General features: G+C 56.7%; 5 protein-coding genes and 1 pseudogene. 1 reads left to right on the forward strand and 5 read right to left on the reverse strand.

From position 1 onward, the window contains the following. Positions 1-577: 577 nt before the first annotated feature. Positions 578-748 carry a hypothetical protein gene (locus tag JOE25_RS26430; RefSeq protein WP_004193911.1) on the forward strand — a complete coding sequence of 57 codons (171 nt, stop codon included), beginning with the start codon at positions 578-580 and terminating at the stop codon, positions 746-748. 208 nt (positions 749-956) lie between these two features. On the opposite strand, the gene JOE25_RS26435 is transcribed toward JOE25_RS26430, so the two are convergent. From JOE25_RS26435 to JOE25_RS26455, 5 genes and pseudogenes are all read right to left on the reverse strand, one after another. Next, positions 957-1,289 (reverse strand): EmrE family multidrug efflux SMR transporter, encoded by a 333-nt coding sequence (locus JOE25_RS26435; RefSeq protein WP_001099531.1) that lies wholly within the window; start codon positions 1,287-1,289, stop codon positions 957-959. 167 nt (positions 1,290-1,456) lie between these two features. Then, complete coding sequence (locus JOE25_RS26440) at positions 1,457-1,672, reverse strand: MbeD family mobilization/exclusion protein (RefSeq protein WP_024195375.1); 216 nt, start codon at positions 1,670-1,672, stop codon at positions 1,457-1,459. 3 nt (positions 1,673-1,675) lie between these two features. Beyond that, positions 1,676-2,161, reverse strand: coding sequence for an MbeB family mobilization protein (locus JOE25_RS26445; RefSeq protein ID WP_025367738.1), 486 nt, complete (start codon positions 2,159-2,161; stop codon positions 1,676-1,678). A 34-nt stretch (positions 2,162-2,195) separates the two neighbouring features. After that, positions 2,196-2,900, reverse strand: a pseudogene (locus tag JOE25_RS26750) (relaxase/mobilization nuclease domain-containing protein); the annotation flags it as partial. Further along, positions 2,839-3,162: a MobC family plasmid mobilization relaxosome protein gene (locus JOE25_RS26455; protein WP_004193914.1), complete on the reverse strand. Its 324-nt coding sequence runs from the start codon at positions 3,160-3,162 to the stop codon at positions 2,839-2,841. The gene JOE25_RS26455 and the pseudogene JOE25_RS26750, both read right to left, overlap by 62 nt. Positions 3,163-3,318 lie beyond the last annotated feature (156 nt).

The following is a 3,318-nucleotide window of genomic DNA, read 5'->3' on the forward strand; positions in this document are numbered from 1 at the left end:
TCCCGGTCGGCACGGTGTTGGACAAGCCGCAGGCGCGGCAGTGGTTTTAGCGGGTTTCGGGGCGCAGCCCTGAACCAGTCACGTAGCGCTAGCGGAGTGTATACTGGCTAAACATGTTATGACGGAGTGGCAATTTATGAAAGTGCTTCATGTGACAGGGGAAAAATGCGGCTGCCGGGCGTAAGTGCAAAATGCAGGTGGTGATGAAATGACGCCTCCTCGCTCACTCGGTCGCTACGCTCCTGCCGTGAGACTGCGGCGGGCGTTACCAGCTCACAGATTACGGGATAAGCAAATGCCGCTCGAAGCAGGAAAGGCCAAGAAAAGGATGCGGAGTTGCCGTTTTTCCATAGGCTCCGCCCCCCTGACGAGTATCACGAAAATGACGCTCAAATCAGCGGTGGCGAAACCCGATGCGGCTTAAAGATACCAGGCGTTTCCCCCTGGTGGCTCCCTCGTGCTCCCCCGCATTCCTGCCTTTCGGTTTACCGGTGTCATTCCGCTGTTATGGCCGCGGTTTCTCATTCCACGCCTGAAACTCGGTTCCGGGTAGGCAGTTCGCTCCAGGATGGACTGTATGCACGAACCCCCCGTTCAGTCCGACTACCACGCCCGTTCCGGTAACTATCAACTTGAGTCCAACCCGGAAAGACACGACAAATCGCCAGTGGCGGTAGCCATTGGTAACTGGGTTCACGGAGCAGAGATTGTAGAGAATGCCTACAGAGTTCTTGAAGTGAAAGCCTGAGTGCGGCTACACTGAAAGGACAGTTTAGGTATCTGCGCTCCGTGAAAGCCAGTTACCATCGGAACAAAGAGTTGGTAGCTCTGAATTCCGGCAAACGAACCACCGTTGGTAGCGGTGGTTTTTTTGTTTACAGGGAAAAAGATTACGCGCAGAAAGAAAGGATCTCAAGGAAATCCTTTTGCTTTGGCCAATATGCTTCGGTAAAAAGTTAATGCGCAGAAGATTTTGAAAAAATATTAATAACCAAAACTCCAACGCAAATAAGGAACATTCCTGCAATTGCGGGCCAATCAAGTTTTTGACCGCTAACCAACCAACCAGCTAGGCTTATTAGTACAATTCCCGCACCAGACCAAATTGCGTAAGCAATACCGGTAGGTATATTTTCCAATGTTTGGGAAAGCAGATAAAAGGCAGCGCAATAACTTATTGCAGTTCCTACAGACGGCCACAGGCGTGTAAATCCTTCTGAATATTTCATAAAGGTGGTGCCTATGACTTCAGCCACAATAGCCCCTCCCAGGAAAATATATGTATTCATAAAAATACCTCATGTTGAAAAATTTAAATATCTTTACATAACAACTAATTAATAGAACCCGGCTTATCATAGCGAAGGACCATGATGCTGCCACTGCGATCGTTCCAGCTCCAGCGCTTTCTGGTGCTGCACCGCCCGCTCCTGCTGCCGGTGAGTTTCTATCGCGTTCAGCCTTTCGACAACCGGCGCAGCTGCTCGCTCAAACTCTGCACCTGCCTGCTCAAGACCGTGACGCGCTCGTTCAGCGCCGCGTTCTCCCGTTGAATAAGACCAGACATCGTCCGCCATTCCGCGAAGGCGTTCTCCCACTCGTCCAGCCTTTTCGAGTAGTCCTGCTGTAGCTGCTCTAATGCGCTCAGCAACTGTTTTTCCAGCTCCGTCATGTGCTATTTCCCCGCCAGTATCATCCAGCTCGAGTCCTCTCCGAACTGTCCCGCTTCCGGGTTCACCCTCACGCAGCGGCGTCTCTGCTCGCCGCAGGTCGAGAGCTGTACGCCGCTGTTCCTCTCTGACAGCATGGCCTGCGTGCTCTTCTGCTCCCGGATGGTCGTATAGTTCTCGAGTATCTGCTGCCCCTGCCACCACAGAATGCCCGCGCTCGACGCTATCAGCAGCGCGGAGACCAGAACGATGGTCAGCCACGTCTGGCTGACCATGCGCAGCATCCCTTTCGTGCGCTGGCTCATGGCTGAGGACAGCTTCCGGTCGTGGTCGAGGATGGCGGCGCTGATTCTCTTCTCGCTTTCGCTCAGTTCCGCTCTGACAGACTTCTCGTGCTCGCTGAATGCGGCTTTCAGCATCTCGCCGGTAGTCTGCTGCTGCGCTTTCGATTTCTGCTCTAAGTCCTTCGCCAGCGTTAAAAGACTGTTCATAGATGGCTCCCTTCAGTCGGATGTTTCGCCCCCCGTCCGGGTCGGCAATGCTGATGCTGCTTTTTGTGGTGCGCACCACCTCAAAACCTGCGCTTTCCAGCGCCTCAGTGACGTCCTGACGCGTTTTCAGCTCCCCGGATGAGGCAAGGGCAAGCAGGCCGCTCGTAATCGCCTGGGCGGCTTCCTGCTTCGCTTCCGGCAGCGCGGAAGGCGAGACCAGCACCCGCCGGTTCTCCGGCGCGTTCGGGTCATGCAGCCCCAGCCTGCCGTTCACTATGGTCTGCCAGGCATCGATGCGCGGACGGTCGGCGCGGTCGTAATACGGCTGTAGCCGCTTGCCGGTCAGAAGCTCCGTGTTCGGGATCAGGAAGTTCAGCTCCAGCCGCCCCTTGTCCCGGTGCTCAACCCACAGCACGCTGTACTGGTCTTTATCGAGTCCGGGCATCAGAACCCGCTCGAAACTCGCCATCAGCTTTTCGCGCTGGCCGGGCGGTAAATCCTGTTCGGCAAAAGACAGAACGCCGGAAGTGTACTTTTTGGCGTAGGGCGAGGCGTCGATAAGCTCCCGGACTTCATCCGGCTTCCCCTGCAGAACGCTGGCGCCGTCGCGCTGGCGATCTTTACCCAGCAGATAATCGACCGGCCCGCCGCCGCCGCCGCGCCCCCGAGGATGAAACTTAACGATCATCATCAGCACCCTTTTCCAGTACGGCATGCCGCAACCGCTCGAGTCCGGCATCGATGGCCATCAGCGCGGCGACAATCTGCACGCGGTCGTGTCCGCTTCCACCACCGGCGTTAACCTGGCGGGCAATCTGGTTAAGGTTGTTCCCCATGCCGGCAAGCTGACGAAGCAGCGCCGGCGAGATCGACGGAAGTTTGCCGGCGCGTGCGGGCTTCTCGTCCAGGCACGTCTGCCGCATCCAGGCCGCGAGTTGCTTACCCTCGCAGCGCTCCAGCAGACGCCGGTGCTCGTCCTCAGTCACCCACATGGTGAGCATTTTGCTGCGTTTGTCTGCCAATCCGGCCTCCTGATAACGCCGGGACGGACGGGAAATCTTTTCCCGGTCGGCACGGTGTTGGACAAGCCGCAGGCGCGGCAGTGGTTTTAGCGGGTTTCGGGGCGCAGCCCTGAACCAGTCACGTAGCGCTAGCGG

It is taken from the genome of Serratia sp. PL17 (assembly GCF_017832355.1).
In the GTDB taxonomy this organism is placed as follows: Bacteria; Pseudomonadota; Gammaproteobacteria; order Enterobacterales; family Enterobacteriaceae; genus Serratia.